This window comes from Actinacidiphila sp. bgisy144 (genome assembly GCF_057708105.1).
Window position 1 is genome coordinate 134,751 of the sequence record NZ_JBYIRM010000019.1, and the last position, 26,390, is coordinate 161,140.

The 26,390-nt window shown below is 68.9% G+C and carries 14 protein-coding genes and 3 pseudogenes; 11 read left to right on the top strand and 6 right to left on the bottom strand.

The window, feature by feature from the left end:
• Positions 1–53: 53 nt before the first annotated feature.
• Entirely contained in the window at positions 54–1,796 is a 1,743-nt protein-coding gene (locus AC3EVP_RS22410; RefSeq protein ID WP_335979749.1) for a pyruvate dehydrogenase, read from the bottom strand.
• Between the two features lie 27 nt (positions 1,797–1,823).
• Positions 1,824–4,070: a protein phosphatase 2C domain-containing protein gene (locus AC3EVP_RS22415; protein WP_435132239.1), complete on the bottom strand. Its 2,247-nt coding sequence runs from the start codon at positions 4,068–4,070 to the stop codon at positions 1,824–1,826.
• 271 nt (positions 4,071–4,341) lie between these two features.
• On the opposite strand from AC3EVP_RS22415, the gene AC3EVP_RS22420 reads away from it, so the two are divergent.
• Complete coding sequence (locus tag AC3EVP_RS22420; RefSeq protein WP_335979754.1) at positions 4,342–5,328, top strand: helix-turn-helix domain-containing protein; 987 nt, start codon at positions 4,342–4,344, stop codon at positions 5,326–5,328.
• Between the two features lie 236 nt (positions 5,329–5,564).
• The gene (locus AC3EVP_RS22425; protein WP_435132241.1) at positions 5,565–6,047 is read left to right on the top strand and encodes a DUF456 domain-containing protein; all 483 of its coding nucleotides are present in this window, start codon (positions 5,565–5,567) and stop codon (positions 6,045–6,047) included.
• Positions 6,048–6,133: 86 nt separating this feature from the next.
• On the opposite strand, the gene AC3EVP_RS22430 is transcribed toward AC3EVP_RS22425, so the two are convergent.
• The gene (locus AC3EVP_RS22430; RefSeq protein WP_335979757.1) at positions 6,134–6,532 is read right to left on the bottom strand and encodes a PPOX class F420-dependent oxidoreductase; all 399 of its coding nucleotides are present in this window, start codon (positions 6,530–6,532) and stop codon (positions 6,134–6,136) included.
• 253 nt (positions 6,533–6,785) lie between these two features.
• On the opposite strand from AC3EVP_RS22430, the gene AC3EVP_RS22435 reads away from it, so the two are divergent.
• The gene (locus tag AC3EVP_RS22435; protein WP_435132244.1) at positions 6,786–7,865 is read left to right on the top strand and encodes a LacI family DNA-binding transcriptional regulator; all 1,080 of its coding nucleotides are present in this window, start codon (positions 6,786–6,788) and stop codon (positions 7,863–7,865) included.
• Positions 7,866–8,050: 185 nt separating this feature from the next.
• Positions 8,051–8,182 (top strand): hypothetical protein, encoded by a 132-nt coding sequence (locus AC3EVP_RS22440; RefSeq protein ID WP_435132247.1) that lies wholly within the window; start codon positions 8,051–8,053, stop codon positions 8,180–8,182.
• A 25-nt stretch (positions 8,183–8,207) separates the two neighbouring features.
• On the opposite strand, the gene rsgA is transcribed toward AC3EVP_RS22440, so the two are convergent.
• Positions 8,208–9,287 carry a ribosome small subunit-dependent GTPase A gene (rsgA, locus tag AC3EVP_RS22445; protein WP_435132250.1) on the bottom strand — a complete coding sequence of 360 codons (1,080 nt, stop codon included), beginning with the start codon at positions 9,285–9,287 and terminating at the stop codon, positions 8,208–8,210.
• Between the two features lie 337 nt (positions 9,288–9,624).
• Positions 9,625–10,116, bottom strand: a pseudogene (locus tag AC3EVP_RS22450) (transposase); the annotation flags it as partial.
• Between the two features lie 510 nt (positions 10,117–10,626).
• Between AC3EVP_RS22450 and AC3EVP_RS22455 the strand changes: the two are divergent.
• The 5 genes and pseudogenes from AC3EVP_RS22455 to AC3EVP_RS22475 all read left to right on the top strand — a co-directional run.
• A pseudogene (locus tag AC3EVP_RS22455) lies at positions 10,627–10,776 on the top strand (ATP-binding protein); the annotation flags it as partial.
• 79 nt (positions 10,777–10,855) lie between these two features.
• Entirely contained in the window at positions 10,856–11,437 is a 582-nt protein-coding gene (locus AC3EVP_RS22460; RefSeq protein ID WP_435132252.1) for a suppressor of fused domain protein, read from the top strand.
• A 368-nt stretch (positions 11,438–11,805) separates the two neighbouring features.
• A pseudogene (locus AC3EVP_RS22465) lies at positions 11,806–13,145 on the top strand (IS701 family transposase).
• A gap of 406 nt (positions 13,146–13,551) precedes the next feature.
• A protein-coding gene (locus tag AC3EVP_RS22470) for an IS630 family transposase (RefSeq protein WP_435132255.1) occupies positions 13,552–14,615 on the top strand; the annotation gives its coding sequence in 2 pieces (ribosomal slippage) (positions 13,552–14,008 and positions 14,008–14,615; 1,065 coding nt in all).
• A 64-nt stretch (positions 14,616–14,679) separates the two neighbouring features.
• Positions 14,680–15,042: a hypothetical protein gene (locus tag AC3EVP_RS22475; RefSeq protein ID WP_435132258.1), complete on the top strand. Its 363-nt coding sequence runs from the start codon at positions 14,680–14,682 to the stop codon at positions 15,040–15,042.
• Between the two features lie 1,116 nt (positions 15,043–16,158).
• On the opposite strand, the gene AC3EVP_RS22480 is transcribed toward AC3EVP_RS22475, so the two are convergent.
• The gene (locus AC3EVP_RS22480; protein ID WP_435132261.1) at positions 16,159–22,581 is read right to left on the bottom strand and encodes an RHS repeat domain-containing protein; all 6,423 of its coding nucleotides are present in this window, start codon (positions 22,579–22,581) and stop codon (positions 16,159–16,161) included.
• On the opposite strand from AC3EVP_RS22480, the gene AC3EVP_RS22485 reads away from it, so the two are divergent.
• Together AC3EVP_RS22485 and AC3EVP_RS22490 are read left to right on the top strand one after the other, a co-directional pair.
• Positions 22,580–22,861, top strand: coding sequence for a hypothetical protein (locus tag AC3EVP_RS22485; RefSeq protein ID WP_435132264.1), 282 nt, complete (start codon positions 22,580–22,582; stop codon positions 22,859–22,861). The genes AC3EVP_RS22480 and AC3EVP_RS22485 overlap by 2 nt on opposite strands.
• Before the next feature lie 264 nt (positions 22,862–23,125).
• Entirely contained in the window at positions 23,126–26,290 is a 3,165-nt protein-coding gene (locus tag AC3EVP_RS22490; RefSeq protein ID WP_435132267.1) for an FG-GAP-like repeat-containing protein, read from the top strand.
• Positions 26,291–26,390 lie beyond the last annotated feature (100 nt).

Genomic DNA, 26,390 nt, shown 5'->3' on the forward strand with positions numbered 1-26,390 from the left:
CGTTCGGCCCCGTCCGAGGGACCGAACCACCCGATCAGCGGGCACGAACCCGCCTACGGGCGCGGCACGTTGCGCAGGTTCGCCCGGGCGAGCTGGACCATCTTGCCGACGCCGCCGTCCAGCACGGTCCGGCCCATCGACAGCGCGAACCCGCCGATCTGCTCACCGGTGATCTTCGGCGGGATGGACAGCGCGTGCGGGTCGGTCACCACGTCGACCAGCGCCGGACCCTTGTGCCGGAACGCGTCCTTCAGGGCGCCGCGCAGGTCCTTCGGCCGCTCCACCCGCACCCCGAAGGCGCCCGCGGCCTGGGCGATCGCGGCGAAGTCCGGGTTGCGGTTGGCGGTGCCGTACGCGGGCAGGCCCTCGACCATCATCTCCAGCTCCACCATGCCGAGCGAGGAGTTGTCGAAGAGCACCACCTTCACCGGCAGGTCGTGCTGCACCAGGGTGAGGAAGTCGCCCATCAGCATGCTGAACCCGCCGTCGCCCGACATCGAGACGACCTGCCGCCCGCGGTCCAGGAACTGCGCGCCGATCGCCTGCGGCAGCGCGTTGGCCATCGACCCGTGGGAGAACGAACCGATCACCCGCCGCCTGCCGTTGGGCGTCAGATAGCGCGCCGCCCACACGTTGCACATCCCGGTGTCCACGGTGAACACCGCGTCGTCGGCGGCCACTTCGTCCAGCACCGAGGCGACGTACTCCGGGTGGATCGGCACGTGCCGGTCCACCTTGCGGGTGTACGCCTTGACGGCGCCCTCCAGCGCGTCGCTGTGCTTCTTCAACATCCTGTCCAGGAAGGCCCGGTCGGTCTTCTCCCGCACCTTCGGCAGCAGGCAGCGCAGCGTCTCCCCCGCGTCGCCCCACACCGCCAGGTCCAGCTTCGAGCGCCGCCCCAGGTGTTCGGGCCGCACATCGACCTGCACGAGGGTCACGTCGTCGGGCAGGAAGGCGTTGTACGGGAAGTCGGTGCCCAGCAGGATCAGCAGGTCGCACTCGTGCATGGCGTCGTACGCGGCGCCGTAGCCGAGCAGCCCGCTCATGCCGACGTCGAAGGGGTTGTCGTACTGGATCCATTCCTTGCCGCGCAGCGCGTGCCCCACCGGGGACTTGATCTTCTGCGCGAGCGCCATCACCTCGTCGTGGGCGCCCGCGGTGCCGCTGCCGCAGAAGAGGGTGACCCGCCGGGCGCCGTCCACCAGCCGGGCCAGCGCGTCGATCTCGGCGTCCCCCGGGCGGATCGCGGGGCGCCGGGTGACCAGCGCGTGCTCCTCGGTGCGCTGCGGCGCCTGGTGGGCCGCGATGTCGCCGGGCAGGCTGATCACCGACACCCCGCCCTGGCCCACCGCGTGCTGGATCGCGGTCTGGAGCACCCGCGGCATCTGGGCGGCGTTGGAGACCAGCTCGCTGTAGTGGCTGCACTCCTGGAAGATCCGGTCGGGGTGCGTCTCCTGGAAGTAGGTCGTGCCGATCTCGCTGCTCGGGATGTGCGAGGCGAGCGCCAGCACCGGCGCCATCGAGCGGTGCGCGTCGTACAGGCCGTTGATCAGGTGCAGGTTGCCCGGGCCGCAGGAGCCCGCGCAGGCCGCCAGCCGCCCGGTGAGCTGGGCCTCCGCGCCCGCCGCGAAGGCCGCGGTCTCCTCGTGCCGCACATGCACCCACTCCACGGCGCGGTTGCGGCGCACCGCGTCCACCACGGGGTTGAGGCTGTCACCGACCACCCCGTACAGCCGCCGCACCCCCGCCCGCGCGAGGATGTCGACGAACTGCTCGGCCACCGTCTGCTTCGCCATGCCCCCATCACCCCACGGATGGGGCGATCACGCATCCCAGACGGTCACCACCGTACGGTCGTCGGCATAGCCCTTGACCCGGGTCTGGGCGTCGGCGAGATAGGCCGCCAGGCCCGGCGGGCGGCCCTGGCCCCAGCGTCCGGCGAGGTGGTCGGCGAGCCCGGGTTCGCCGCGCAGCGGCTCGGCCAGCCCGGCGCTGCACATCACCAGCGCGTCACCCGGCTGGGCGACAGCGGCCCGGAACCGGAACGGCGCCGACGCCTCGTCCGGCGCACGGTCCAGGTCCTGCCAAGCACCCTCGCGGATACGGAACAGGCCGCCCTCGCCCACCCCGAAGAACAGCCGGATACGGCACTCGGGGTCGACCGGCAGCAGCAGGCAGCGCACCGACGCGGTGTAGGCGCCCTCGTCCAGGCCCAGGTCCTCGCCGCGGGCGCGCAGCCGGCCGTAGCAGCGGTCAGTCAGCCGGTGCAGGCCGGACTTCAGCGAGCCGCGGCGCGCGGCGCGGATGTCATCGGCCAGCCGGGCCCGGCTGCGGCCGACCGCGCCCGCGATCCACCGCACCGCGTCCTGCGCGGCCCGGTGCGCGTCATCGGCGCCGCGCGCGCCGCTCGCCATCGCCACCAGCAGCAGCGCCCCCTCGCCCGTGCCGAACCGCGCGGTCAGCAGCGCGTCGCGGCGCGGCTCGCCCCGGTAGCGGGCGGAGTCGCCGCGCACCGCGGCGCTCCGCAGCGTCAGCACGCCGTACGCCGCGCCGTCCAGCACGGTGTCGGGCACCAGCGCGTCCAGCCCGTCCGGGTCCGCCTCGGGCCACGCGGTCGGCTCGGCGCCGTACGTCGGCGGGCCGCCACCGACCACGCCCACCTCGGTGGCCGCGTCCACCACCTGCACGGGCGCGGCCGCGGGCACCCACCCCGGCGGCAGCTCCGGCGCCCACCGGACCTCGCCCTCCCCGAACGCGGTGTCGCCTGCGGCGCCGGCAACGGGCGCTTCCGGTGCGGGCGTCGGCGGCGCGACGGGAGCGGGTTCGGGCGCGGGCTCCGGGGCGGGTTCGGGCTTTTCGGGTACGTGCGTTGACGCCTCCTCCGGCTGCGCCCGCCCCTCGGGCAGCTCCGGCTCCTGCGGCTCGGGGCGGTGCGCCGCCGGGTCCGGCACGAGATCCGCGTACGGCGACGGCAAAGCGGGCGCCTCGGCCGGGCGGGCGTCAACCGGGGCAGGAGGCGCGTCAACCGGCGCGTCAGGTACGTGCGTTGACGCCTCCTCCGGCTGCGCCTGCGCCTCCGGCTGCTCCGACTCCTGCTGCTCGGGGCGGTGCGCCGCCGGGTCCGGCACGAGATCCGCGTACGGCGACGGCGACGGCGACGCGGGCGGCTCGGCCGGGCGGGCGTCAACGGGCTGGTCCTGCCCCGGAGTTGACGTGCCTGCGGCCGGGTCGTCGACCGGGTCCACGTACGGCGGCGGCGCGGCGGGCGGCTCCAGTTCCGGGGCCGCTTCGGGGGTCGGTTCGGGGGTCGGATCGGGCGCCGGGGGCTGCTGGGACGACCAGTCCTCGGCCGGGGGCGGCGCGGTGGGCGCGGACGGAGTGGGAGGCGGCGGCGCCGCGCGGCGCGGGGTGACCCAGGCGTCCCACGGCGTGGCGGGCGGCGGGGCGTACGCGTCGGAGGCCCGGGGGTCGGGTGCGTGCGGCGGTTCGGGGGCGGGCTCAGCCGCCGGTTCGGGTACGGGCCCGGGTGCGGGCCCCGGCGCGGGCTCGGCCTCGTAGGCGGGCTCGGGTGCGTACGCCGCAGCCGCGCGCGGGTCCGGCGCGAAACCCGGCCGCGGCGGCAACTCCGGTGCGGCCGACGCCCGTTCCTCCACCTCTTCCGGAGCCGACTCGGGGTCGGGTGTCGGCTCCGGCTCGGGCGCCGGCTGCGGCGCCTGCGGGGGCGCCTGCGTGGGCTCCGCGAAAGTCGGCGCGGCCGCCCACGGGTCCCACGGCGGGGCCGGCGGCACCGCGGGCTCCTCCTGGCGCGGCGCCGGCGGCATCGGCGGCGGGACCACCGGACGGTTCGGCCGCGGCCAGGACGACGGCGGGGGCGGCGGCGTCGGGCGCCGCAGCCGCAGCGTCTCGGTCGGGGGCGGCGGAGGTGGCGTCATCGCGTTCAGCGCCGAGTCGAAGTGCGCGTCGAGGGAGTCGTTCCCGGCGCCCGATGCCCCGGCGGCGGCCCCCTCGTCGTACAACTGCCGCCACCAGTCGTCCTCTTGGCTGCCGCGTGCGTCGCCCTGCTGGCTCATGCACCTATTGTCCACCGCCGGGCGGACCGGGAAACGCGAAACGCCGGGTCGGCCCGGCCCCCTCCGTCAGGGCCGTCCCGGCGCACCACCGCTCGCACATGCCCCCCGGGTATGACATCCGCTGCGATGTGGATCACAGTGGCAGAAGGCGCCCGGTGGAGGCGAAAATAGGGGCGGCGGGAAACCGCCGCGGCTCGTTCCCGCCATGCCGTCGTCAACGCCGGTGTCGCGTACCGGTAGCGCGAAGCCGCCCATCCCGAGGGGGCCTTCGTTGCTCGGTGCCATCGGCCTCGACGAGGCACAGGAGTCGGCCTACCGCGCCCTGGTCGCGCTCGGCGCCGCCGAACTCGGCCAGCTGGCCGACCGGTTGTCCGTCACGGAGCAGGAGGCGGCGCGGCTGCTGCGCCGGCTGGAGGGGCACGGCCTGGTCGCCCGGTCCTCCGCCCGGCCCGGCCGCTGGGTGGTCGCGCCGCCCGCGGTCGCGCTGTCCGCGCTGCTGGCCAGCCGCCGGCATGCCCTGGAGCAGGCGGAGTCGGCGGCGGCCGTGCTCGCCGCCGAGTTCCGCGCCGAGGCGGCCGAACCGGCCGTGCACGACCTGGTCGAAGTGGTCACCGGCAAGGAGGCGGTGGCGCGGCGCTTCCGCCAACTCCAGCTCGGCGCCGAGTCGGAGGTGTGCGCACTGGTCACCGGCCGGCCCGTCGCGGTCGACGGCGCCGACAACGACGCGGAGGCCGACGCCGCGCGCCGCGGGGTGGCGTACCGGGTCGTCCTGGAGCGGGACGCGGTCACCGGGCAGCACGGGCTCGCCGAGCTGGCCGCGGCCCTGGACCGCGACGAGCAGGTGCGGGTGGCGCCGCGGGTGCCGACCAAGCTCATGCTGGCCGACCGGACGCTGGCAATGGTGCCGCTGGGCCACCGCTCGGAGCCGGCCGCGCTGGTGGTGCACGCCAGCGGCCTGCTGGAGGCGCTCACCGAGCTGTTCGAGGGGGTCTGGCGGCAGGCCATGCCGCTGCGCCTGGAGCCCGGCGGCCAGGTCACCGAGGACGGCGGGGAGCAGCCCGACCGCACCGACCTGCGCATCCTGTCGCTGCTGCTGGCCGGCCTGACCGACGCCTCCACCGCCAAGCAGCTCGAACTCGGGCTGCGTACGGTCCAGCGGCGGGTGAAGCGGCTGATGGAGATCGCCGGGGTGCGCACCCGCCTCCAGCTCGGCTGGCACGCGTACGAGCGCGGCTGGATCGCCCGCGACCCCGCGTAGCCGCGCCCCCGCGGCCGTCGGCCGGGCGTAACGGTTCTCCGGCCGCCGGTCGGCTCCCGCTCCGTACGAGGCCGCGCCCGCTCCGTACGACGCCGCTCCCCTGTCCGTACGAGGCCGGGGCGCGCCACCTGCCCGGCCGGTGACGCATCCGCCCGGGGGACGCGATCCGGTAACACCACCGCCTCCGGCGCGTCGCCATGCGGCGGACGCGCCCGGATTCGGGCAGGCTGGCTCTCATGGGGACCGCACAGGTGTGCCTGATCGGCGCGGTGATGCTGCTCGGCGTCGTGGGCGTGTCGGCCCCCGGCGTGCCCGGGACGCTGCTGTGCTGGGCCGCGGTGCTGTGGTGGGCCACCTCGGAGCACACCACGCTGACCTGGGGCGTTCTCGCCGGTGCGACCGGGCTGCTGGCGGTGGCGCAAGTGGTGCTGTGGCTGATGCCGTCCCGCCGTATCCGCGACTCGGGCGTCACCTGGCGCACGGTGATGATCGCGAGCGGGGTGGCCACCGCGGGGTTCTTCCTGGTCCCCGTGCTGGGCGCGCCGCTGGGCTTCACCGGGGCCGTCTACGTCCACGAGCGGGTCCGGATCGGCGGCCACCGCGCCGCGTGGAGCGCGACCCGCCGGGTGATGCGCACGGTCGGCGGGTCGGTGCTGGTCGAGCTGATGGCGTGCCTGATCGTGACGGGTGCGTGGGTGGGCGCGGTGGTCGCGGGGTAGCGCGCCCTCGGCTCCCCCGGGCTCCCGTCGCCGGCTCTCCGAGCCCTGACCCGCGGTCCCCGCCCCCGCGCCCCCTGCCGTACGGCTCAGACCGCGGGGCCCTCGACGCCCCAGCTGATGATCTTGCGCGGGTGGATGCGGATCAGCTCGGGGCTCATGTGCTCGCCGTACCCGTGCGGGCCCTCGACCTGCTCGGCGGTGCCGCGGATCTCGACCCCGCGGGCGGTGCGCGGGTCGCCCGGCCGGGACATGTCGTCCACGACGAGCGACACATTCGGGTTGACCGCGACATTGCGCCACTTGCGGGTGGTGCCCATCGCGAACCCGCCGATGTCCACGGCGCCGTCCGCCCGCAGGAAGAAGCCCACCGGGTTCGTCTGCGGGCGCCCCTGCGCGTCCACCGTGGCCAGCCGGGCGAGGAACTGCCCCCGCAGGTACTCCAGCTCGGCCTCGTTCAGTTCGGTCCGTGCGGTCCTGGTCGTCATACGGCCATCCTCCCGCCGTACGCGCGCCGGGGCATCCGCCGCGCGACCGTAAGGGGCTCCGTCGAACGGGCTCCGTCGAAGGGCCCCCGCCCGGGGTCCGCCCGGGGTTCGCCCGGAATCCGGTGCCCCCGGCCCGGGGCCGACCTGGGTACGGACGAAGAGAGCGCTCTCATACGGCGCCGGCGACCCGATACGCTGTCGGTACCGAACCGGTCCCTAAGTTTTCGTTATCCGTGCGCGAAGGAGCCCTCCGTTGTCCGACCCGAGCTTCGCGCACCGCCCCACCCTGGAGGCCGTGGCCGCACGGGCCGGGGTGTCCAGGGCAACCGCTTCCCGCGTGGTCAACGGCAGCGAGGGGGTGCGCGCGCCGCTGGCCGAGCGGGTGCGCCGAGCCGTCGAGGAGCTGGGCTACGTCCCCAACCAGGCCGCCCGCGCGCTGGTCACCCGGCGCAACGACGCGATCGCGGTGGTCGTGGCCGAGCCGGAGACCCGTTTCTTCGCCGACCCGTTCTTCGCCCAGCAGGTGCGCGGCATCAGCAAGGAACTCACCGCGCACGACAACCAGTTGGTGCTGCTCCTCACCGAGGGCGCCGCCGACCACGAGCGGGTGGGCCGCTATCTGGGCGGCGGCCACGTCGACGGCGCGCTGATCTTCTCGCTGCACGACGACGACACGCTGCCCGCGCTGGCCCGCCGGGCCGGGGTGCCGACCGTGATCGGCGGCCGCCCGGACTGGTCCGACAGCGACACGCTCTACGTCGACTGCGACAACCGCGGCGGCGCGCGCGAGGCGGTGCACCATCTGCTGGACCTGGGCCGCCGGCGGATCGGCCACATCGCCGGGCCGCTGGACCAGACCTCCTCGGTGGACCGGCTGGACGGCTTCCGCGACGCGCTGCCCGGTGTGGACCCGCGGCTGATCGTGGAGGGCGACTTCACACCGGACGGCGGCGCCCGGGCGATGGCGCGGCTGCTGGACGACTTCCCGGACCTGGACGGGGTGTTCGCGGCGTCCGACGTGATGGCCTCGGGCGCGCTGCGGATGCTGCGGAACCGGGGGGTGCGGGTGCCGGAGGACGTGGCGGTGGTCGGCTTCGACGACATCGTGTCGGTCGCGGACTGGACCGACCCGCCGCTGACCACGATCCGGCAGGACATCGAGGAGATGGGCCGGATGATGGCGCGGTTGCTGCTGCGGCGGATCGAGGCGGGGGCGGGGCCGGGAGCGGGGCCGGTGTCGGGGGGTTCCGCCGGCGGGTCGGCGCAGGCGGGCGGCCTGGCGCTGTCGTCGATCGTGACGCGGACGCAGTTGGTGGTGCGGGCGTCGGCCTGATGGGCCTGCCGCCGTACGCCTTTTGTCCTACTGACGGACTGTCGTATTCCCACGAGCGAGCCAACGGGGCCGTTCGGACGGCTTGTTGGGAACGGGGTTGAGACCTCCTCACAACGGGAACATCACGATCGGGTAGCGAACGTGACGATGCGGTGAAGGCCGCGCGGATGTGAGGAGGCCGTGGCATGGCCTACAGCGTGATTTCGGGCATCGTGATCGTGGGGCTCGCCATCGCCCTGGTCATCGGGTCCTTCTGGAGCGAGGGCAGTCCGCTGGGTGTCCGGCGCCGCCACGGGAAGGGCGGCGGCGCCGGATGAGGTGACGGCGCGGGCGGTGCGGAGGTCAGTGGACCTCGCCGTGGCGGTGGCCGCCGCCTCCGCCCCGCTTGCGCACGTACATCTCCCGGCCGGCGACCGACCGCTGCTTCCACTCGCGGCGCAGTTCGGCGCGCAGCCGCTGGTCGGTGCGGGAGGCGATCCAGGCGTTCTCCCGCAGCAGCTTGCGGTAGCTGTCGAGGCGGCGCTCGGGCAGGGTGCCGTCCTCGAGCGCGGCGAGCACCGCGCAGCCCGGCTCGGTGCGGTGCGAGCAGTCCGGGAAGCGGCACCCCTCGGCCAGCTGCTCGATCTCGGCGAAGACCTGGCCGAGCCCGGTCCCGGCGTCCCACAGGCCGACACCGCGCAGCCCCGGGGTGTCGATGAGCACCCCGCCGCCCGGCAGCGGCACCATGTCCCGGGTGGTCGTGGTGTGGCGGCCCTTGCCGTCGGCGTCCCTGGTGGCCTGCACCTCCTGGACGGACGCCCCGGCCAGCGCGTTGGTCAGCGTCGACTTGCCGGCGCCGGACTGGCCGAGCAGCACCGTACTGGCCGCGAACAGCACCTCGCGCAGCTCGTCGAGCCCTTCGCCGCTCTCGGCGCTGGCCACCACCACCCGTACCCCCGGGGCCGCGGCCTCGGCGTCCGCGAGCAGGTGGGTGGTGTCGGGCACCAGGTCGGCCTTGGTGAGCACCACGAGCGGCTGCGCCCCGCTCTCCCAGGCCAGCGAGACGAACCGCTCCAGCCGGCCCAGGTCCAGCTCCAGGGCGAGCGAGACGCACACCGCCACATGGTCCACGTTCGCGGCCAGTACCTGGCCCTCCGACCGCTTGGACGACGTCGACCGTACGAAGCGGGAGCGCCGCGGCAGCAACTCCCGTACGAAGCGCGGGTCGTGGCCCGCGGGGTCCACGGCGCCCCAGTCCCCCGTGCACACCACGCGCATCGGGTCCCTGGGCACCACGAACTCGGTGTCGGCCCGCACCACCCCGTCGGGCGTGAAGACGTCACACAGCCCGCGGTCCACCCGCACCACCCGCCCGGGCACCAACCCGCGCTCGGCGTACGGCACGAACTCCGCCTCCCACACGTCGTCCCACCCATAGGGCACGAGGGCATGCGAGGAAGCATCACGAAAAGAAAAAGACAACGGAAACCCTTCGAACAGGGCCCCGGCCCACGCGCCCCCAACAGGCGCGCCGCACAAGCAGGGAGAAGTCAGCCGGAGACCACAGAGGCGAACTGCACGATCAGCCGAATACGGGCAACACCCGCCACAGAAACAGCCATCGGGTCACACCTCCCTGATCACACACACGACCGACGCGGCCACCCCGACAGGCGCCGCTCTCTACCAACCCCCGCACCGTAGCCCCTCCCCCACCACCCCGCCACCGAATTACCCGCCCACTCACGCAGCAAGACCCACCCGCGCCAGTCCCACGCCTGGTCAGCCGAGTCACCGCGGCGGGCGACGGGCCAGCGGTGCCGCCCATGAACTGCTCCAGCGCGGGCACGAAGTCCCCGGACGACAGTCCGTTCAGGTAGAGCAGCGGGAGTACCCCGGAGAACGTCGGCGACCTGCAGCGCCACAGGGCCAGGATCCTGGAGGAGAATCGCTGGCGCTCGCCGGTGGCCTCGTCCACGCGACGGTCATTCACCTGGGGCGGGATGACCTCGACCGGGCCGGCCGCGGTGACCACGGTCCGGGACCTATGACGTCCGTTGCGGACCACCATGCTCCGCCCGCGCTCATCGGATTCGGCAGCCAACTCGGCTATGTAATGGTTGGCTTCCGCTTCCAGCGCGGCAGCGAGCATCCGGTATGCGCCTTCACGGACGACCTCGACTCCGCTACCCGTTCCGGTGTCGGCGGCGGCACCAGGGCCGGGGAGTCGTCGCCGACATGCCGGGAGGCGTTGAACTCGTCGACCGGGCAAACCAGCCGGACACCGAACGCTGCCTCGATCTCGGCCGCCTTGCGGGCCTGCAGGAACCGGTGGAACCCCTTGAAGATCTGCACATACTCGCGCCGGGTCGACGTCGACCGGCCCTTGACCGCCAGGTCGCCGACCACCCGGTCGATGTCCTCCGGCGTCACATCCCACGCGGGTCGGCCCAGAGCTGCGAGGGTTCGCTCCAGCAGGCCGATGTCATTGTTGATGGTCACCGGGCTGAACCCGCGGGCCCGCCAGGAGGCGACGAACGCGTCGACGCATGTGGTCTGGAACTGCCACGGGTCCGTCGCAAGCGGTTCCTGCGGGACGGCCCCGCCCGCGATGACCTGCAGTCTCGCCTCGGCCACCGGCACACCTTCCTCGCACCTGAACGGTCAAGGCAGCACCTTGAAAACCAGGGCGCTACCGCGAGAAGCAACGAGGACCTCAGGAGCGGGATACGGCCAGGTGGCAGCCGCAACTCTTGTGAGGGAACAAGTGCCAGCCCCAGATGGCTGGACCGAGACGTTTACGGACCCCCGACTCTGCGCGGCCATCGTCGACCGCCTCACCTTCAACGGCACCATCATCGAGACCGGCACCGACTCCTACCGCCTCGCCAGCACCCAAGCCCGAGCTGAGGAACCGGTCAGGGTCAGCTGAACCATCTGAGTCCGCCCCGCCTGCGGCGGGGCGGACTCAGAGCCAGGACACCTGGGCCAGCCGTGAGATCCTCTCCATCATGTTCGAGAGCGGGCGCAACCAGCGGGCGATAGCAGGCGTCGAGGCCCACGTTCGCGACTTCTTCACCGGCCACATGATCACGGTTAGCGACTATGACCTGGGACCTGGGCGAAGGGAAGCGGTTCCCGACCTGCGGATCGTCACCGTCAGCCCAGGACCGCGCGCCGACAGCTGGGCCTACATCACCGCCGGCTGCTGTTCCACGGTCGAGACGGACGGCCACGGCCTCGAATTCGTCCTCACCGCTCCCGTCCGCGACGAACGCTTTCCTGAGCTCCTGGCCATGACCGCCAATTACCACGCCGATCACCACCTCAATGTCGAGCACAGCCTGCCCATCGGGGAGCCGTGGCTGCCCGGGTCCCACTGCGACCACCTGCTGATCAGCCTCCCCTACCTCCATGGCCCTGACCTGGAGCACTGCCCGCTGCCGGACGGCCATGCCCGCATCCTCTTAGCCCTGCCGGTCACCGCAGCCGAGATGACATACCGCCGCGAGCACGGTCATGAGGCCCTTGAGCAGCTCTTCGACGAGCACGGGATCGTCCCAACCGATCCAAGGCGTCCATCCGTCGCCTGAACCTCGCGGGCACAGTCCGGGCACAAGCGGCAGCCGGGAAGTCCTCCAGCGCCGTCAAAACTCGTCGACAAGTTCAGGCGCAGCCATCACCGATTGCCGCCCAAAGTCATCGACAAACGCTGTCCGCCCTCATGAACGAAGCCACCTGACCGCCTGCCGGACAACCCGCTTCATGAAAGCGCGAGGCTAGTTAGAGACTACGAGTACCCAAGACCACCAGAGTCGGGTCCTGTCATCGCCGGGTGCGTTCGCGGACCTGGCAGCGCAGGAGGTCAGTCACGGCAGCTGTAGTTTCGACGTCTGCGCTGGTCGGCGGCTTGCGGGGCCGGTCGCGGGCACGGGTACGGCCACCGTGATCATGAACGTTTGTGACGACGTATCAGGATCAGGTGGCCGTGGAGGCCACGGTAGCCCAGGCTGCCTGGGGCCGGTTGTTCCGGGCAGCGATGGACGCGATCGCGGACTGCTTCGCACGGCGTGAGACACGCACGACAGCAGCTGAGATGGTCACAGGGCTGCTGACAGAGAGGGACACGCGCAACTGCTGGACGCTGGCCGAGGCGCTGGGGCATCCGGGTCCGCATCGGCTGCAGCACCTGCTGTCGCGCGCTTCGTTCGACCACGACCTGGCCAGGGAAGCGATCGCCCGACTGGTCGTGCGTGAACTCGCGGGCCAGGAGGTGGTGCTGGTCGCGGACGAGACGGGGGACGCGAAGTCCTCGACCGGCTGCGTCGGGGCCGGCCGCCAGTACTCCGGCGCGATCAAAGGGGTCGGGTTGTGCCAGGTCGCCGTGCACCTGGCCGTGGTCACCGCGTCGGTGCGGGTGGTGATCGACCGGGCCCTGTACCTGCCGAAGGACTGGGCCGCGGACGAGGAACATCGCGAGGCGGCCGAGTCCCCGAGGAGATCATGTTCGCGACCAAGCCGCGGCAGACCGCCGCCATGGTCGAGAACGCGCTTGAACTGGGGGTGAATGCACGCTGGTTCACCGGCGACGAGGTGTACTGCGGCGGACTGCCCGGGAGTCTGCGGGAGTTCGGGCTGGGCTACGCGGTCGGAGTGTCCCACGCGTATCCGGTCACCGATGGAGCCGGTCGCCGGTGGAGGGCCTGCCAGCCGATCAACAAGGTGCGGCCCGGCCAGTGGATGCGGATGCGGACCGGACACGGCACCAAGGGCACCCGCGAGTACGACTGGGCCTGGGTGGAGGTCCGCGCGGACGACACTCCCGACGGACACAGCGACGGCGTGAGCGTCCTGGTCGCCCGCCGGCACCGCTACACCGGCGAGGTCTCCTTCTTCCGCTGCTGGGCGCCCGGGGACGTCACCCTCGCCCAACTCGTGGAGGTGATCTGCCGCAGATGGCGGATCGAGGAGACATTCCAGCTCGGCAAGACCTTCGCCGGCCTGGACGAAGGTCAGGTGACCTGCTGGAACTCCTGGATGCGCTGGTCATTGCTCTCCCTGATCGCCGCCGCCGTCCTCGCCCTTACAGCCGCTGCCACGACCATTACCGGCCCCACCGAACCGGGCCGCCTTTTCCCCCTGACCTGCCCCGAACTCATCCGCCTCCTACGGGCGTTCGTCCTCACCCCAGCCGTCCGGAACGTGGAACACGTCCTGCACTGGATGGCCTGGCGCCGCCACCATCAAGCCGTCGCGCAAGCCTGCCACCAGCGCCGACGCACCCTCCAGGACCAGCCATAACCGGAACTACAACTGCCGTGTCAGTCCGGTCGTCCCCCAGGCGGAGGGCACCAAAGCCCCGGAAAAAATGTTGGCGACGCGCCCAGGAGCAGGTTGATGGGGCAGTTGTCGCGGGCGTGGTATTCGTAGGCAGCGGCCTCCGAACGACACAGCCTGAACTTCGAGCGACCCGCATGTGGAACCCTCGTCGTTCAAGATTTTCTCCATCCAATGCTCGTCTTGCACCATGAAGAATCATCCGCTGCTGAGGATCCCAAGTGGTCTCATGCTCTTCTTTCCGTGCGCCTCGGGCGACTTCGGAAGCACGGGGGACTGGGTTCGCAAGTCGACAAACTACTGAACTTGATTGGGTGATGTCGGCGCCGTTCGCCTGACAGCTGGCCGTCGGCGCCGATAGCCGTTGGGTGTGAGGTACGCGCAGGGCGGCGGGCTGACCGACGCCGAGAGGATCACGCGGGAGCGGTTACGGCTCCAGGCCGTGGAGCGTTTCGAGGGCAGGCAGAAGAGCGCGGAGATTGCCGCTGCCTTGCGGATCAGCTTGCGGTCGGTCGAGCGGTGGCGCAGGGCCTGGCGCGAGGGCGGCGAGGCGGGAGTCCTGTCGAAGGGGTCGCCGGGAAGATCTCGACTCAGTGAAGCCCAGATCGCCAGGCTGGAGCAGGAGTTGGAGCGTGGTCCACTGGCTCACGGCTGGGCGGACCAGCGGTGGACCCTGGCACGTATTAAGACGCTGATCGGCCGGCTCTTCCACGTCTCCTACACGGTCGAGGGCACCTGGCGGCTGCTGAAGTGCCACAGTTGGAGTTGGCAGCGGCCCACTCGACGGGCGATCGAGCGCGATGACGACGCGGGGGAGGTGTGGAAGAAGGAGACCTGGCCGCGAGTAAGAGCACTGCGGCGGAGCGCAACGCCTGGATCGTCTTCGAGGACGAGGCCGGGCAGTCGATGACTCCGCCGCGTGCCAGGACCTGGGGCGGAATCGGCCTGACCCCGGTCGTGAGGGTGAGGGGCCGGGGCTCGGGACGTGTGTCGATGTCCGAGATGGCCTGCTACAAGCCGGGCCAGCGGTCCCGGCTGATCTACGCGATCCGCGAGTACCGGGGCCGCAAGGACGAGCCGAAGGGCTTTGGCTGGCGCGACTTCCGCGACCTGATCGTCCGCGCTCGTATCCAGCTCGGCGGACCGATCGTGCTGGTCTGGGACAACGTCCGCCTGCACCTGACGGCCGGCATGCGCGAGTTCATTGACGCGAACGCCGAGTGGCTCACCGTGTTCCAGCTGCCCACCTATGCCCCGGACCTCAACCCGACCGAGGGCGTCTGGTCGCTGGTCAAGCGTGACATCGGCAACCTCGCCGCGGCCGACCTCGGCCAGATCACCCGCGCCGTGAAGCGCAAACTGAAGATGCTGCAGTATCGACCGGAGGCCATCGACGGCTGCCTCGCCGGCACCGACCTGGCCCTGGACCTGTGAGCGTGGGGTCGACCGACCCGAAATTGGTCAAAGCCCAAAGCTGCTGGTCAGTTACGGTGGCGGCATGACCGACAGCCTGCCCGAGGACGTAGCCGACGTGCTTGCCCTCGTCCTGAACCAGGACGAGCTCGTTCACGTCGCCCTCCGACGGCAGGTGCCCCAACTCAGAGTGCAATCCCGCTGTGAGTGCGGGTGCGGCACTGCCTACTTCGACCTTGACGTCGACGCGGTGGAGCCCGCGCCAACCGGCCTCGGCACCGTCGTGGCTGCAGACGTGCTGCTGTTCACCGAAACCGGCGAGTGCCCTGGCGAGGTCCTGGTCTTCGCGCAAGGCGGCTACCTCTCATGGCTGGAGGTCTGCCCCTGGAGCGATGACGTCGAGGTGAATCTCGCCGCGGCGCGGCGCTGGCTACAGCCATCGTCTTGAACTCGAGCCGGTAACAGCTGGCGGTCTCGGACCTGACGCCGTCACCACGCGTCGACCGACATCACGAGTTCAAGTTCAGTATCTACCCGAGAAATCCTAACGCCTTCACCACGGCAACCTATACAGGAATAGAACAAATCGATCCATCGATCGTACCGACCACTAGTACGGTCCGACCGGCGCCGTTAGATCCAGCGGCGAGAGAGAATCCGGACGGAAATTCGCCGAACCGTTCCCCTGTCTCAATTTCCCAGCAGCCGACCACTGCATCGTCGCTGGCCGCAGCAATGTGCGGAGACCCTCCGGAATCAAATAGAGCAAGACCGGTAGGATAAGCGCCTATAGAAATCGTACGACCAACCTGCCGACCATTCCGAACGTCCCATACGCGGACATTGGATTCGAAATCCGCACACGCAAAGAGCGGCGACGATCTTGCGCCAATCCCTACGGTAAGCAATTCCACTCCATCTCCGGAGCGGAGACTATCGACAAATTCCCCCGTGTCGGCATTCCACTTACGAACCACTCCCATCTCATCGCCCGACAGGATTACCGCCGACTCACCCGCGCAACTCAGTACATCAATAGCCTTTACCGACGCATCATGCCCGAGCATAGGAGATCCAATGATGCCACCAGTCTCAGCGGACCATCGACAGACAGAGCCGCCCGCCAATGCACCAACAATAAAAGACGATCCATCGGAAAGAAATCCCGCCGCAACGCCCCACGTTGTTTCCTCCCCCAGTCTCCGCCCAAAAACTGGTTCTCCCGTAGCCCCACTCAGTACCGCAATTCCGCGTTCGGTCGCAACGGCCACATCAAAATCTCGTCGCGTTGAAACCACAACGATCTGAAATGCACCGTCGCCACCAGCTCCCGCGTTCCTCCACTTCATCGCACCCGACTTCACATCCCACAATGCCAGACCCGGATTCCTGGGATCTCCACTCGAAGCCACCAGTCGAAATTCCCCAGTTTTGGGACCAACTCCAAGTGGCCAAATCGATCCTTGGTGGGCATTCCGAATCCATCCAGCAGAGACGTCATTGACAGCCACCGACACTCCTCACGGTTGGCGCGAACGGCGTTCAGCCGTGCTTCCCTCGCATCCTACTCCATCTCCTCGTTCTCGAGTCCCCCTCCTGCTCCACCAGCATCCGGAACTCGGCCTCCCACCAAACCTTCATCCCAAAGTTCCACCGCGAGGTCCAGGGCAGACATTTCAGATGACGTCTTTCCAAGGCGAGCTCTCTGTTCATTTACAAACCTATCATCGAATTCAACATTCCCTATCCATCCATGACTTTCTCGCTTTGATTTTAGCTCCGATTCCCCTTTGTAGTACTGTGCATAATTCTCGCATTCGATAGAACAGAACTTATTAGTTGAGAAGTCATTATAAACTTCGCCAAGATCGCCGCCCAAGTCACTGCGTTGAACATCGGCGTTTCTTTTGAGCTCCTTTGCGGCATATTCCGAGTGAGTTCCCTTGGGGCCTTGAAAGAGTGGCACCTTCAGGTCTTTCAATTCTTCAACGATCTGCTGATTCTCCTTCAGCCTCATATCGAAATTCCCATTTACGAACATTACAACCCTCGCAGTCACTACCTCCTGCCCATTCTCATCCTCGGTATTTACGCCAGCCATCGTTACGTAAAAATTGGCCTTCTTTTTCCTGAACCAGCCTTTATCCATATAGGACTGAACAATCTTCATTGCCTGTACGTAGGTTCTCCGAGCTCCTTCAGATACCAGAGATGCCCTCACGCGGTCGGTTATTTTTTCTAGCTTGACACCTGTCAGGTTGTCGGTCGACTCCTCGGTGACTTCGTCACCGGCCGATGCTCCGGTAGATCCACCTGATGTGCGGGTCACCCCGTCGCCAGCACCATCGCCGTCAAGCATTTGACCGGTCGAGTCAGACGAATTGACAGGGTTGTTGTCGCTGTATGCGTAGCCGTTCCACTGCTGGGGATCGGTGATCGTGCGGAGAGGGTCGGGGTTGAGGAAGCGGCCGAGAGTGGGGTTGTATTCGCGGGCGCCGAGGTTGGTGAGACCGGTGGCGAGGTCGGCGGTGCCGCCGACGTAGCCCTTGTCACCGGGCCATGTGGTGGGTGTGGCGGTACGGGTCTCGCCGAAGGGGGTGTAGGCGCGGCGGGTGACAGTGAGGGAGTCGGCGCTGATGTCGGTGGTGGAAGTACCTTGGGGGTCGGGGAGTTGGTAGTCGAGGGTGCTTCCCGTGCTCCCTGTTGTGGCGCTGCGGATGGTGGTGGGGGCCCCGGCGACGTTGTAGGAGCGGTTTGCGGCGGTGACTGTGCCGGCCTTGTTGATCGTGAGTTCGTCGCTGCCGAGGTAGACGGTGGTGGTGCCGTCGTCGGTGCGGGCGGTGAGGTTGCCGTCGGCGTCGTAGTGGTAGTCGGTGGTGTGGGTGGGTGCCGAGGCCGGTCCGCTGGTGAGGCTGGTCAAGTCGCCTTGTGTGTCCCAGGTCAGGTTCTGAGCCTGGTCGGGTTGAGCCTGTCCCCCGGTGGTGGTGGCGATGTTGGTGGGGTTGCCGTCGGCGTCGTAGGTGTACGTCTGGGTGGTGTCGCCGGTGGTGGTGGTGTGGACCGCGTGGGTGTGGTCGGTAGTGTCGTAGACCTCGTTGGTGGTGGCGTTCTTGGCAGCGTCGCCGGTGGTGTCGTGGACGGTTTTGGAGGTGCGGTTGCCGGTCAGGTCGTAGGTGTAGGACTCCCAGTAGGGGGCAGGACCGCCGAGGTTGGCCGCGGTGGAGGTGGTGTGGTCGCAGCCGCCGATGCCGGGAACGGTGGGTGCGTCGGCAGTGTGGGTGGCGCCCGTGTCGCTCCATGCCTGGGTAAGGCGGGCGAGGTAGTCGTAGGTGTAGCACTGGGTGTCGGTGTTGGCTGTGCCGCCGGTGTCCTGGACGTCGCTGGTGGAGGTGATCTGGCCGGCGGGGTTGTAGGTGTAGGAGACGTTGTCGACGGCGGTGGTGGCAGCGGTGCCGTCGGTGTCTTCTTCGCGGTCGTTGGCGTAGCTGAGCAGGCGGCCGGTGGCCATGTCCCAGTTGTCGGTGGTGACGACCTGTTTCGGCTCAAGGCCCTGGGTGGTTCGTTCGACCTGACCCAGGGGGGTGTAGTCGATCCAGCCGGTGTAGTCGTCGGTGCCGCCGACACCGACGGGCAGGCCCATGCCATTGTGGCTGTAGTACAGCGTCTCGTCCGGCAGCAGGCTTCCTGTGCCACTGGTGGAGATCTTTGAGGTGTCCAGCAGGTCCTGGAGCTCTGTATAGGTGTTCGTGGTGCTGTAAGTGATCGCCGCCGTGTTGCCGTAGGCGCCGGCCGGGATGCTGGTGGTGGTGCCGGAGGGCTGGTAGTTGGTGGTGTAGCCGGTGACGGTGGTGGTGTAGGTGGCTTTGCCGTTCTCGTAGGCGGTGACCGAGGTGGGCTGGCCCTTGACCACGTTGTCGTAGGTGCGGGAGGTCAGCGGGACGCTCTTGTTCGTCGTCGCGTCCCAGCCGCTCGTGTTGGTGACCCGTCCGAGTGCGTCGTAGGCGGTGTCGATCTCTCCGGCCCTGTCCGGGCGGCCGTCGATTGCCTGCGTGACTTCGCTGTCGTCGTCGTAGGTGCTGTTGATCGTGCCGGTGTCGGGGTCAGTCTGTTGCGTGACGTTGCCGAGCAGGTCGTAACTCTTGGTCCAGGTCACGGCCTGGGCGGGGCTGCTGGCCGGGTCGGTGTCCGAGGTGAGGGGGCCGATGTCCTTGGTGGCGTGGCCAGCGGCGTCGTAGGCGTAGTCGGTCTTGTCGTAGCTGCCGGTTGCTGTGGCGCCGTGGAATTGCCGTAGTTCGGTGGTCTGTCCGCGGACATCGGTGAGGCTGGCGGTGGGAGTACCGCCCGTCGGTGGCGTGATGTCAGTCTCGTCAGCGCCGGGGTAGGAGGTGGTGGTTGACCACTGCTGGGTGCCGAGCGAGTACAGGTAACTCGCGATCGGGCGGCCTTGGCCGTCGAACGTGGTCCGGGTGCTGGAGGGGACCTGGTCCGCCGTCGGATTGACGAGGGAACCGGTGGGGTTGGAGTCCTTGTTGTAGAAAGCGGCGTCGGTGCTGGTGGTCCAGCCGTGGGAGTCGTAGGCGGTGTCGGTGATGAGTCGCCCGGTGCCACCGTCCTGAGGACTGGACTGTTCCTGACGCAGGTGGAGCAGCGAGTCGTAGATCTTGTAGTCGATACCGTAGTTGCCGCCGTTGAGCAGGCTCTGGGTCTCCACCGCACTGGGCACGGTGGCAGAGACGGTGTAGCTGTATTTGTCGTTCGGGGTGGAGGAGTTGGCAGCCTGGGTGTGGTCGGGCAGCCACACCTTCGTCAGGCGCCCCAGTCCGTCGTAAGTCTCGGTGGTGAGGCGGCCGTTGAAGTCCGTGACCGTCAGCGGGAGCCCACGGCCAGGGTCGAGGGTGGTCGTGGACTTCCAGCCCATGGCGTTTGTGGCCACCGTGGTGAACGGAAGGTACTTCGCTGCGGCGTCTGAAGTGCCGTACGCGGTACCTGTAGTACGGCCTAGTGGATCGACTGTTCCGGTAATACGTCCATAAGCGTCGTAGGTTGCCTTCGAAGGTGCCGCCCACGTGATAGTCGAACCCGTGGACGACTTCGCCTGCTGGGTAGCGGTGGGGTTTCCAGCGCCGCTGACCGCGCCCAGGGCAGAACCAGCTGTGGCTCCGTCGTACCAGACACGGTCCGCAGCAAGCGTGTGAGCGTCCGGGCCGGTGACACAAGCTCCAGCCTCCGTGATGACCTGGTCAGGGTAGGCCATCATGTTTCGCGCACTGTCGGAAGCGTACGTCGCCGAAACGCACTTTTCTGGCGTGGTAGAAGCACTGACGGGTGTTCCGTTGGAGTCGACTTCGCCCTTGTCATCCACCGTTGTGGGCAGACCGGTTGACGTGTCGAAAGTGGCAACTGTCTCAGCGGTACGCCAACTGCCGTCGGCTTTCAACTGCCTGGTGTCGGTCCGATCCGTGTTGACAAAGTGGGCGGTGAGGTCGGGCAGGCTGCTGCCGCGTGAGTGGGTGGCGGTGGCCTTCGAGAGCCAGGGGTGGTTGACAGTTTCTGTCTGCGGGGTGCCGCCGTCCTTGTCGTAGACGGTTGTCTGGTAGGCGAAGCCAGACAGGGCGTTGTCGTCGGTGAGGGTGTCGCCTGCCAGGTCCTTGACGCTGCCGCCCATGCCCTGGAGGTAGTCGGTGACCGACTTGGTGATCGGGTCGGAGGACTTGCCGGTGCGAGTGGTGACTTCGGAGAAGCCGCGGAAGTCACCGTAGGTGCGGGTCTTGGTGGTGGTGAATTCGCTGTCGTCGCGGTGCCAAGCGGGACCGCTGTAGGTGTAGCGGGTGACCTGGGCCGGGGACGCGGTCACCTTGTTGTCGGTCTGGTCCACCTCCGCGACGGGGTAGATGTAGAACCAGTCGAGGATCGGGTCCTCGTAGCCGGGTGGGGTCCAGCGCACCGGGTAGCACAGCGAGGTGTCCGCGGTCTCCGACGGCGGTGAGGTGCGGGAGCAGGTGTCCTGCCGGTACTTGACGGTGATGTTCTCGCCGGTCTCGGTGGTCAGGGACTGCAAGCGGTAGCGGTAAAGCGGGGAGATGTCCTGGGGTTCTTCGAGGCCGTCGACGCGGTTGGGCAGAGTGGCCTGCCCAGTGAGGGTCAGCGCCGGGAGGGTATTCGGTGCTGTCGTGTCGCCGCCACGGGTGTCGGAACCGGTGTGGGTGACGCTGGCCAACCACATTGACGGTTTGGCACCGTCCCCGGCGATCGCGGGGTAGGTCTGGTTGAGGGTGTAGGTGTCGACGTTCGACCAGCCTGGCGTCTTCAGCGACTCATCCCACACCTTCGTGGTGATCGTGTGCAGCCGCATCGTCGACCAGAACGTCGGGCTGTAGTTCTTGCACGTGCCCGTCGAGGCGCAGTTCTGGTCGAAGGGGACGTCCGGCCAGTGTGAGGACGTCGAGGAGGTCGGGGCGGCGCAGTCGCCGGTGCTGGGGGTGTTGTCGCACCGCTGCATCACGCCGAAGGTGACCACCGCGCCGGGGTTGGCCTTGGCGACGTAGTCGGGGACGCGCTGGCCGTAGGAGATCGTGGAGAGGTAGCCGCCTCGGGTGTAGGCCGTCAGGGTGTGGGAAGCGCCGGCGCCGTAGTAGTTCTGCTCGACCTTGTAGGCGTAGCTGGTGATGTTCTGGTTCGGGTCTACGACGAAGTCGAGGTTCCAGCGCCAGCCTTGGGTGCAGGAGGAGGCGGCGAAGGTGGAGGCGTGGCAGGGCTCGCCGCTGTCGTTGCCGTAGACCGGCACGCCCCAGGCGGCGTTGGTGCCGGTGTCGCTCCCGTTGCCGCCGGCGGCAGTGGGGAGGTGGTCTGCGCCGAAGTAGTACTGGGTACCGTCATCGGTGGTCAGCCGCCAGTACGTGCCGGAGTTCAGGCCGTTGGTCGCGCCGGACAGCTCCTCGACGGTAGAGCCGTCGTCGTCCGACAGCCGCCACTTGCCGGCGGTTCCGGTCGGCACCAGGTCGCCCGAATGCCCGGCCAGGGAGATCGCGGCATTGTCGCCGGCCCAGCACTCGTCGTAGTCGCTCTTCAGCGTGGTGTCGTCCGGGGCATCGTCGGAGCAGGACCGGTAGGAGCGCTCGATGAAGCCCGGGTTGTAGTCCCAGCCGTCACCGACCCAGGACGCCTGGTTGTTCGTCGCCGAGGTACGGCCGTCCACGGACGCCGAGTTGTAGTCCAGCGCCACTTTCGGGGCGTCGCCGCCCACCGACGGGGGGACCGTGATCGGGTAGTCGTACGTGAACGCTCCCGTGCTGCCGCCCCCGGCCCACTTCCCCGAAGGCGCCAGCGAAGTCGCCGTGTACGAACCCGCGCCGCCCGACGGTGCTGCGTCCGCCGCCAACACCACGGTTCCCACACTGGTGTCGGTCACCGCAGGCAGGGCAATGTCAGCGACAAGCTTGTGCGCCGAGAGGTCGTTCGCCGACGCCGCCACCGGAGTCTCAGCCTGGCACGCCGCCACGGACGGCGTCGTCAGCGCACACGCGGGCAACTCGACCAGCCGCAGCCGTGAGGCGTAGTCACCACCGTAGGCGTCAGCGATCGACTTGTAGTCCAACGCCACCGACGCTCGCGAGGCCGCCACCGGCGCCCGGGTGAAACGCACCTGCCCCAACGCGACCGCGAAGCCCCGCACCCCCGCCTTGGTCGACGCAGCGTGCCCGGCGACCCGAACCGACACCGGTGACGAGGGCACTGGCACCAAGGCGTCCGCTCGGGTCGCCGCCTTCGCCGCTCCGGTTGGCGGCAACAAGCCCTTCGTCAGCGCACCTGGCGCACCCACCGTGACCGGCGTCCCAGCCACCGTCGCCGTGGACAACGCTCGGGCGGTCTTCGCCCCATCATCTGAAGAGTTGTCGCTGCTTCTTTGCGCGGTTGCCGTTGGTGTCAGGGAGACCTGAACAGCCTTGGCGGCGGGCCACGTTGTCGCCGTGGGGGTGAACGCCCGCATGGACGTTGAGGTCTTCTTCGCCGTGGTGGCGCTGTCCGCGGGAGTGACGCTGACCGATGGTGTCTCCGGCAGCGGGGAGGGCGACCACAGATCCGGCTTCGTGCCGGGTGTCCACCCGGACGGGCCTTCCGCCACCGCCACCTGTGCTAGCGCGCCACTGGCCACCAGCGTCATCGACGCCGCCACCACGACGCCGAATCTTGTCAGCCGGAACAGCCCAGCCCTGGCACGTGACATCACAAGCCCCCCACGATCCCTGCACAAGATGATGACAACCTGAGCACCGTACGCGGCAACGGCGATGTCGCGAGTCAGAGATTGATCATGTCCTCACCAAGATATGCCCTCCGGGAGGCAATCATTCCCCTTGAGCAGGCGCCCTTCTTGTCATCTCTTTGGACGTTATGGCGAACAAAGTCCTGTCACAGTGAGCAAATTGCGAGTCAAACGCAGTCCGTCCTGGCGCTTTCTACTCCGGTTTTCGTACTAGTGTCCGCCGTCGCCCATGCTCACCTCCGGGATGCCGGCTGGAAGACGAGGACGCATGCACCACACACCCCTGATCGCCAAGATGCGGCACCGCACCGTGGCTGCCTTGGCTGGCGGCGCCATCGCCGCGACCCTGCTCATACCGGTATCGGCCGCGCGCGCCGACTCCTCAACAGACCCCGGCCCTGCTCCGACCGCGTTGCAGCAAGCGGAGGACACGGCATCCACACAAGCCGTCTCCACCGGTCAACCCGTTGCCGTGGACGCGGCAACCGAGGCAGACAGCACCGTCACCGCGCAGCCGGACGGCACCTTCGTACAGACTGTGAGCTCTGAGCCTGAGCGGTTGCAGCGCGACGGCGCGTGGATACCGTTGGACGCCACGTTGCAGCCGAACGGCGACGGCACCTTGTCGCCGGTCGTTTCCACCACGGGGCTCGTGCTGTCCGACGGCGGGTCCGGGCCGCTGGCCACGCTTACGAACGCGGGCCGTCAACTCGCCCTGTCCTGGCCCACGTCACTTCCCACGCCGACGGTGACCGGCAACCAGGCCGTGTACGGCGATGTGCTGCCCAATGTCGACTTGGAGGTGACCGCGGACGAACAGGGCGGCTTCAGCGAGGTCCTGGTGGTCAAGACTGCTCAAGCAGCGGCCGACCCGGACCTCGCCAGTCTGACCCTCGCCACATCGGGCCAAGGCGTAGCCGTCTCCACCGACGCCGGAGGCAACCTCACCGCCACCGACACATCTACCGGCGCCGTCGCATTCCAGGCCGCCGCGCCGCTGATGTGGGACTCGACCACTACGACGCAACCGGCCGCAAACGGAACCAAAGCCGCAGCCCGTACCGCAGTCGCACCGGCCGATGACACCACGACGGCTGTCGACACCGACAGCGCTCCGGGGCCAGGGGCACAGGTCGCCCCTGTGGGTGTGAACGTGACCACCGGCGGCGACATCCGGCTCACCCCGGACCACGACCTGCTCACCGGCAGTTCGACCCACTACCCGGTCTACATCGACCCCACCTGGGTGTCGGTCACTGACACCTCCACCGGCTCCACCTACGTCCAGTCCGCGTACCCCGGCACCAGCCGCTACGGCGACACGGACAACGTCCTCGGCGTCGGATACCAGGGCTATGCGAGCCCCACCGGCAAAGAGCGCACCTACTACCAGTTCAGCATCGGCGCCACCATGGGCGACAAGCACATCAGCGACGCCAAGCTGAACGTCACCCAGTCCTACTCGGCCGACTGGAGTTGTACCTCTTACACGATCACCGAGACGAACGTCGGCCACATCAGCAGCTCCACCACCTGGGACTCCCAACCCACCGCCTACACCCAGACCAGCACCCACGGCTTCACCGGCTCGGGAAATGCCGACTGCGCCGGCACCACCAAGGGCGCATTCGACGTCACCGGCTCCGTCAGCAGCGACGGCGACGGCATCGCCACCTATCGCCTGACCGGCAGCGAGAGCAACCAGACCGCCTTCAAACGCTTCAACAAGAAGGCGACCCTCACCATCACCTACAACACCCCACCCAGCACCCCCACCTCCCCCACCTCCAGCCCCAAGCCCGTCAACCCCTCCAACGACGGCTGCGACGGCACCTACGGCTGGGTCGGCAAAAACAACGGCATCACCCTGTCCGCACACGTCTCCGACCCCGACGGCGCCAAGCAGAACATCCGCGGCCAGTTCGCCTTCTGGGACAAGGGCGGCTCCGGCACCGCCACCGCCAGCAACCTCATCTCCACCGGAGACTCCGACGGCAACTCCGCCACCGTCACCGGGACCGGCGGAACCGTCCACATCACCGTGTCACCGACCGCCCACCCCCTCAAGGACGGCCACCTCTACGGCTGGCACGTCCGCGCCGACGACGAGATCGACCAGTCCACCGAAACCCCCAACTGCTACTTCTGGTACGACGCCACCGCACCCACCGGCCTGACCGTCACCTCCACCGACTACCCCACCGACGGCACCGGTACCAAACACCAAGGTGACACCGCCACCTTCCACCTCGCCGCCACCGATCCAGTCCCCTCCGGCGCCCACGCGAGCGGCTTGAACCACTTCGACTACTCCACCTCCTCCTCCGCCGCCCTCGCCGACGACGGCGGCACCCACGCCACCGCCACCACGGCCGGAACCTACGACCTGAAGTTCGCACCCTCCGTGTGGGGAACCAACACCCTCTGGGTCGCCGCCGTCGACAACGCCGGCAACGAATCCCAACCCGTCGCCTACACCTATTACGTCCCCGCCGACATCACCGCCCAGGTCCACCCAGGCGACATCGACGGCGACGGCACCCCCGACCTGCTCGGCGCCGACTCCGCCACCGGCAACCTCGACCTCCTCCCCACCACCACCGAGATCCCCGCCAACGGGCCCACCATCGCCGCCGACCCCGCCGACGCACCCCCCGCCGCCGACGGCACCACCACCTGGGCCCACACCCTCCTCGCCCACCGCTCCAGCACCACCCACTCCACCACCAACCACTGGATCGACGACCTCTGGGCCTGGAAAAACGGCCGTCTCTTCCTCTACGCCAACAACCTCAACAACTCCGGCGGCCTCGAAGGCAACAGCAACCGCTACTTCACCGCCTCACACCGCGTCTCCGTCTCGCGTCCCGCCTGCACAAGCACCGACTGCAGCAACTACCTGTCGGACTGGAGCGCCGTCGCCCAACTCGTCGCCCCAGGCGACATCGACGGCGACGGCATCCCGGACCTGATCACCGTCGAGAACGACACTGCCTGGCTCTTCCTCGGCAGTACACAGACCGGCCACTTCAGCGCTGCCTACAAGCTCGGCACCACCACCTGGACCGGCGACACCCTCATGGCACCCGGCGACGCCACCGGTGACGGCACCCCCGACCTGTGGGCACGCAACGACGCCACCGGCGCCGTCTACCTCTACCCTCTCACCGGCAACACCACCGACGGCTTCACCACCGCAACCGCCATCCAAATCGCCTCCCCCGGCGCCTACCTCGCAACCGACCGCCCCCTCATGACCAGCCCCGGCGACATCGACGGCGACAGACACCCCGACGCCTACACCATCACCAACACCCACCAACTCTGGGAAAACCCCGGCGAAGCCCCCACCGCCGACACAGGCGCACGCCTCGCCGCCCACGCCCTCGTCAGCACCAACCCCATCTGGAACACCATAACCAACCTCGCCTGACGCCCAGCCCGCACAGCGCCATAGGGGTGACCGCATGAAGCACGACGCGGTCACCCCAACACCTTCACTGCGCTCGGTCGCCGCCCGGCGCGGAGCATTT

Bases quoted from the DNA above. Each gene is read 5' to 3' on its own strand.
- AC3EVP_RS22410 (WP_335979749.1), bottom strand. From the start codon at position 1,796: ATGGCGAAGCAGACGGTGGCCGAGCAGTTCGTCGACATCCTCGCGCGG.
- AC3EVP_RS22415 (WP_435132239.1), bottom strand. From the start codon at position 4,070: ATGAGCCAGCAGGGCGACGCACGCGGCAGCCAAGAGGACGACTGGTGG.
- AC3EVP_RS22425 (WP_435132241.1), top strand. From the start codon at position 5,565: ATGGGGACCGCACAGGTGTGCCTGATCGGCGCGGTGATGCTGCTCGGC.
- AC3EVP_RS22430 (WP_335979757.1), bottom strand. From the start codon at position 6,532: ATGACGACCAGGACCGCACGGACCGAACTGAACGAGGCCGAGCTGGAG.
- AC3EVP_RS22440 (WP_435132247.1), top strand. From the start codon at position 8,051: ATGGCCTACAGCGTGATTTCGGGCATCGTGATCGTGGGGCTCGCCATC.
- AC3EVP_RS22460 (WP_435132252.1), top strand. From the start codon at position 10,856: ATGTTCGAGAGCGGGCGCAACCAGCGGGCGATAGCAGGCGTCGAGGCC.
- AC3EVP_RS22475 (WP_435132258.1), top strand. From the start codon at position 14,680: ATGACCGACAGCCTGCCCGAGGACGTAGCCGACGTGCTTGCCCTCGTC.
- AC3EVP_RS22485 (WP_435132264.1), top strand. From the start codon at position 22,580: ATGGACGTTGAGGTCTTCTTCGCCGTGGTGGCGCTGTCCGCGGGAGTG.
- AC3EVP_RS22480 (WP_435132261.1), bottom strand. From the start codon at position 22,581: ATGCGGGCGTTCACCCCCACGGCGACAACGTGGCCCGCCGCCAAGGCT.
- AC3EVP_RS22490 (WP_435132267.1), top strand. From the start codon at position 23,126: ATGCACCACACACCCCTGATCGCCAAGATGCGGCACCGCACCGTGGCT.